General features: G+C 30.0%; 6 protein-coding genes, 1 rRNA gene, 1 riboswitch and 1 other annotated feature. Of the genes, 4 read left to right on the forward strand and 3 right to left on the reverse strand.

Translation table 11 applies throughout. The features are described 5' to 3' along the window. Positions 1-52: ribosomal RNA gene (locus tag JJE11_RS14425) — 16S ribosomal RNA — on the forward strand; the annotation flags it as partial. A gap of 225 nt (positions 53-277) precedes the next feature. Beyond that, on the forward strand, positions 278-772 hold the full coding sequence (locus JJE11_RS14430) for a dihydrofolate reductase (protein WP_291636845.1): 495 nt from the start codon (positions 278-280) through the stop codon (positions 770-772). Between the two features lie 66 nt (positions 773-838). Here the strand turns inward: JJE11_RS14430 and JJE11_RS14435 are convergent, their stop codons facing one another. After that, positions 839-1,639 (reverse strand): cell wall hydrolase, encoded by an 801-nt coding sequence (locus JJE11_RS14435; RefSeq protein ID WP_366927938.1) that lies wholly within the window; start codon positions 1,637-1,639, stop codon positions 839-841. A 3-nt stretch (positions 1,640-1,642) separates the two neighbouring features. Beyond that, a riboswitch (cyclic di-AMP (ydaO/yuaA leader) is annotated at positions 1,643-1,771 on the reverse strand. 225 nt (positions 1,772-1,996) lie between these two features. Here JJE11_RS14435 and JJE11_RS14440 point away from each other — a divergent pair. Next, a complete protein-coding gene (locus tag JJE11_RS14440) occupies positions 1,997-2,152 on the forward strand; it encodes a hypothetical protein (RefSeq protein WP_291636846.1) in 156 nt (51 codons plus the stop codon). Between the two features lie 103 nt (positions 2,153-2,255). Here JJE11_RS14440 and JJE11_RS14445 read toward each other — a convergent pair whose 3' ends face one another. Beyond that, on the reverse strand, positions 2,256-2,765 hold the full coding sequence (locus JJE11_RS14445) for a tryptophan transporter (RefSeq protein ID WP_291636847.1): 510 nt from the start codon (positions 2,763-2,765) through the stop codon (positions 2,256-2,258). A gap of 133 nt (positions 2,766-2,898) precedes the next feature. After that, positions 2,899-3,147 (reverse strand) — a binding site (T-box leader). A 176-nt stretch (positions 3,148-3,323) separates the two neighbouring features. On the opposite strand from JJE11_RS14445, the gene JJE11_RS14450 reads away from it, so the two are divergent. Next, positions 3,324-4,010 (forward strand): DUF554 domain-containing protein, encoded by a 687-nt coding sequence (locus JJE11_RS14450; protein WP_291636848.1) that lies wholly within the window; start codon positions 3,324-3,326, stop codon positions 4,008-4,010. A gap of 80 nt (positions 4,011-4,090) precedes the next feature. Here the strand turns inward: JJE11_RS14450 and uvsE are convergent. Continuing rightward, on the reverse strand, positions 4,091-4,987 hold an 897-nt coding region (gene uvsE / locus JJE11_RS14455; RefSeq protein WP_291636849.1), incomplete at its 5' end, for a UV DNA damage repair endonuclease UvsE.

Here is a 4,987-nt window from a genome sequence, read left to right on the forward strand (position 1 = left end):
GAAGTCGTAACAAGGTAGCCGTAGGAGAACCTGCGGCTGGATCACCTCCTTTCTAGGGAGTAGATGCAGAGATTTCGATTTCTGTACTAGAAGAATATTAATTTATTCTTCAAAAATTCTATTGTAATTACTCGTTACCTACTTCTCTGTTTAATTTTGAGAGACTAATAGTCTAAAAAATGTAATGAGCAATTGTATAAACACTATTTAGTGTTTATGATTGGTCATTTTATTTTTTTAAAAAAATATTCTAGAATTTTAAACTGAGGAGGACTATATGAATTTAATAGCGGCAGTCGATTTAAACTGGGGGATTGGGAACAAGTGTGATTTATTAGAAAAGATACCGGAAGATATGAAGTACTTTAAAGAAAAAACCCTAGGAAAAGTTATTGTAATGGGAAGAAATACACTTGAATCTTTCCCTAATAAGAAGCCATTAGAACAAAGAATTAATATTGTGCTTACCAAAAATAAAAACTATAACTGTGAAGGTGCCATTCTATGTTATTCATTAGAGGAACTTTTTAAAGAATTAAAAAAGTATAATGAAGAAGATATATTTATTATAGGCGGTGAATCTATTTATTTTCAATTGATTACTCATTGCCATAAGGCATATATAACTAAAATATATAAAGAGTATGAACATGATAAAAAATTAGTAAATTTAGATAAATGTACTTTATGGGATAAATCCTCAACTAGTGAAAAACGGAAATTTAAAGAGGACATATTTTACACCTTTAATACCTATGTTAAAAAATTATAATGATGATACAAAAAAACAAACTCCCACGAAATCGTGGGAGTTTGTTTTTTATATCATCATTTTTTATTAATAAGCAAAGATTAGTTTGCCTTGAGTAGCAGCTACCTTCTTAGAAGTTAACCATGTATTTGTTACAGTGTTATCATAAAAGTACAAGGCTCCATTAGTGGGGTCTGTTCCTTTTAGTGCTTCATATGCTGCATTAGTAGCAGTATTAGATGCGACCTTTTTAATCATACCATTCATTACTGGAGTGAATTGGTAGTGACCGTTGCTTTTCTCATTAATAACTGAACTGATATTATTCGGATACTGTGAACTTTGAACTCTATTTACTACTACAGCACCTACAGAAAGCATTGCGTCGTAACTCTCGCCAGATGCCTCAGCAGTTATTAGTCTAGCCAATAATTTCACGTCAGTATTGGAATACTTAATAACTTTAGAAGTATTCTGTGGCTGAGCTTGTCCACTTTTAAGAGCTGTTTGTGGTGGAGTTTCTTCACTACCTGAATTAGTTGGAATTTTAAAGGTATCTCCAGGGTAAATAGTATCATTCCACTTATTATTTTCATTTCTTATTTCAATCAAAGGTAAACTATATCTTTTTGCAATGAAATATAAGGAATCTCCACTAACTACTGTATAAGTTTTATTTGGAACATCAAGTACTTGCCCGGAATATATAGTACTGTTTGATAGTCCATTATTTTTAATTAAGACATTTGCAGTTGTATTATAAACGTTACCGATTTCACCTAATGTATCTCCTGGTTTAACTTTATATGAAGCAGCATATACAGAGCTGCTACTAACTAAAGTTAAGGTTAACGCTAATAAAGCACTTTTTAAATTTAATTTAATAATAACGAGTCCTCCTTCAAAAGCCTACGAGGTTAGTTGATGGATTCGGGTTAAAGGTACCCTACTCTAAATAAGAGATTCACCCCATAAGGAAGTCCCCCGTTCTCCATTTAGGAGATTTGGCAATGTAATGTCATTATTGTAACATAAATCGACAAATTAATCTATGTAAAAAACTTGCATTAATAACCACATTCGTTTATTAAAAATAAAACTGTTAATAAATGTTAAATACATTGTTGATAAATATATTTAAATTAATTTCTTAATAAATATATATATTATTTATTTTTGCTAATACTATAAGTTAAGCGATGCAATAAATGTTTTGTACCATAAAAATAAAGAGGAGGTGTTATTTTGGAGAATGATAACAATAGAAAAATAACTAGAGAAAAGCAAATCGTAGAAGAAGGAAGTGGAAAAAAGAAAACTTTTATAAGTGAAGTTCAGGAATTCAAAAAACCAGAAGGTTATAATGACGCTTTTAAAGAATACTATCCTGAACAAGAATAAAATATATTGTATATTTTTAAGGTTAAATAGAACACTGATATTTCGAAAAATAAAGAATCAAGCTCAACTTGAGCTTGATTCTTTATTTTTGCATAAATTAAATTTAATTTATGAATTTGCTTTTAAGGATTGGGTTAATTACAATAATTTTTTGTAGAGAGTATCCGACAAACGAATTAAACACTGAAGTGGGAAGAACTATGGACACGAAAAGTACTAAAAAAGGTGCAGGTAAACCAAATAGAATAAGAGCTGAACCTAGAAAAATGCTTCCACTTATTATAGTTCCAAGAAAATAAATACTTGCTAATTTAATTGGAGAATCAGAATTCAAATTTTTATATATACCATATACTATGATTGAAGTTATTGTTTTATCTATAATGCTTGGGAGTTGACCACCTGGAAAAGTAGTACTTAGGGCAGCTAAAATACCTGCAACTATACCAGTAACAATAGCGATTTTAAAGTTTTTAGTGAGTATGATAGATAAAATCATAAATATCAATAAGAAATCTGGTTTCATTCCTAAAAATATACCGGGTGTAATTTGATGCAATATAAGACCTATTGCAAGTAACAGAGAAGTTATTATTATTTTATTTGTTTTCATAAAAAGCAGCTCCTTTTTAAAATAAATTAGATTTATTGGTTTTAATATTATCTTAAAAGCAAGTATCTTTCAGCACATCACATTAACCACCACCTTTATTTTATTATTTAAAATAAAAAAAACTTCCACCCTATATTAGGGCGAAAGATATTCGCTGTACCACCTAAATTATGCTAACAAAACTAAGCATATTTTATAATTCGAGCACTAAAATGCTCTAGCCCTTTCAACAGTGGGCATCCGGTAACTACTACTCTCAAAATATGATTTCGGGTTACTTCTAGCAGGTCCATTCACTAAAGTTATCAATACTGAGATTACACTATCCTCAGCTCTCTGAAATTGCATGGCTTTAATTACTCTTCCTGTTCAACGAATTTAAAATATTAAATAAAGTATAGCACTAAAAATATTAAATGTAAACATTTATTTTGTTTAATAGACATTATTATTTTAATAACATAATAATCATTATAGTTTGAAGTTTTTTAGTGGAAAAGATTAACCTTTAAGTTTATAATTGTTATAAAGTTCTGGGAAGAAAGGGGGAGAGTAATTATGTTTGGTACAATTGTTAACTCGTTATCAATATTAGTTGGCGGAATTATAGGCTCGTTACTTAAAAATAAAATTTCTAATACATATAACGAGACAATTATGAAAGCTCTAGGACTATGTGTAATCATTATTGGATTAAAGGGTGCACTTCAGGTAAATAATATATTGATACTAATTATTAGCCTTACATTAGGAAGCCTAATTGGTGAAATGATAAAAATTGAAAAAGGAATAGAAAATGTTGGAGCGTGGTTAGAGAGTAAAGTTTCAAGCCGAAATGGAGTGGCAAATGGATTTGTAACAGCTAGTTTGGTGTTTTGTGTTGGCGCAATGTCTATAATGGGATCACTTGAGAGTGGTCTTTCTAAGAATTATAGTATATTGTATGCCAAATCTTTACTAGATGGTATATTTGCAATTATTTTTTCATCTTCTATGGGTATTGGAGTATGTTTTTCCGCTATATCAGTTTTTGTATATCAAGGTATAATAACTCTAACAGCTTCTCTTATGAAACAATTTTTAATAGCTTCTGTAGTGAATGATATGTCGGCTGTCGGGGGATTACTAATTGTAGCAATTGGTGCAAATATGCTTGATATTAAAAGAATAAAAGTTGGAAACATGCTTCCAGCTATTTTCCTGCCTCTTTTATATTATATGTTCAGAAAGGCTATTGGGTTTTAGTAAAGATTAAAATTATTATAAACAAAGACAAGACTTCAATATTATAATATTGAAGTCTTGTCTTTGTTTATAAAACTATTCTATTGAAATTCTATAGTGCTATTATCAAGCCAAGTCCACTCAGGTTTAAAAACTTTTACATCAGCTAAAAGCTGATGGAAAGCTAAATCCGCTTGTTTTGCTTCGAAAAGTACATCTAAATCCATTCCTAAAGGAATACATTTTTCTATAAACTCAATGAAGGATGCTGCATCAATATTATCAGCATGTTTTTTATCTTTTTCACCAGTTTTAGGGCTAGAAAAATGTACTTTTGCTGGTAGAGGTTGACCTTCCCAAGTGGAAAATATATCTTTTAACATAGGTTCTAGTTCATCGCCACCGTTGTTGCAGTTGTGGTGGTGTACATCTAATACCATAGGTGCATTTATTTCTTTGCATATGTTTAATACTTCTTTTGTAGTAAAGCTTTTATCATCATTTTCAAATACTAACAATTGTGTTATTTCTTTTGGTAAGTTATTGAAATTCTTAAAGAATCTTTCTGTTGCAGCAGCTTTTCCACCCTCTTTACCACCTATGTGCAATACCATTTTTCCTAGGGGATAGTTAAGATCTTGAAAAAGATTTGCGTGGAACTGAAGATTTTTTGCAGTAGATTTTATTACCTCTTCCTTAGAACTGTTTATAACATTAGATTCATCAGGATGAGTATCTACCCTTAAATTATTATTATTAATGAAATTTCCAAGCCAATCAAAATCCATTTTTAAAATTCTTCTAAATTCCCAGTCTGTAACTTCAGGATGAGTTGCTAATGGGATTAAAGCAGAAGTTATTCTGTAAAAGTGGACATTGTTTCTTACAGTATATTCTAGAATTTTATACAGATCATTCACGTTTGATACTGCTACCTTTTGTAGTTTTTCAAGTTTATCTCTAGCCGTCGATTGTTTAGTATATGTAGAAAAAGTTAC

The organism is Clostridium sp., from assembly GCF_016650095.1.
GTDB lineage: Bacteria > Bacillota > Clostridia > Clostridiales > Clostridiaceae > Clostridium_AD.

What these genes read in the sequence shown, in the direction of transcription:
- JJE11_RS14430 (WP_291636845.1), top strand. Translation starts at nt 278, where the DNA reads ATGAATTTAATAGCGGCAGTCGATTTAAACTGGGGGATTGGGAACAAG.
- JJE11_RS14445 (WP_291636847.1), bottom strand. Translation starts at nt 2,765, where the DNA reads ATGAAAACAAATAAAATAATAATAACTTCTCTGTTACTTGCAATAGGT.
- JJE11_RS14450 (WP_291636848.1), top strand. Translation starts at nt 3,324, where the DNA reads ATGTTTGGTACAATTGTTAACTCGTTATCAATATTAGTTGGCGGAATT.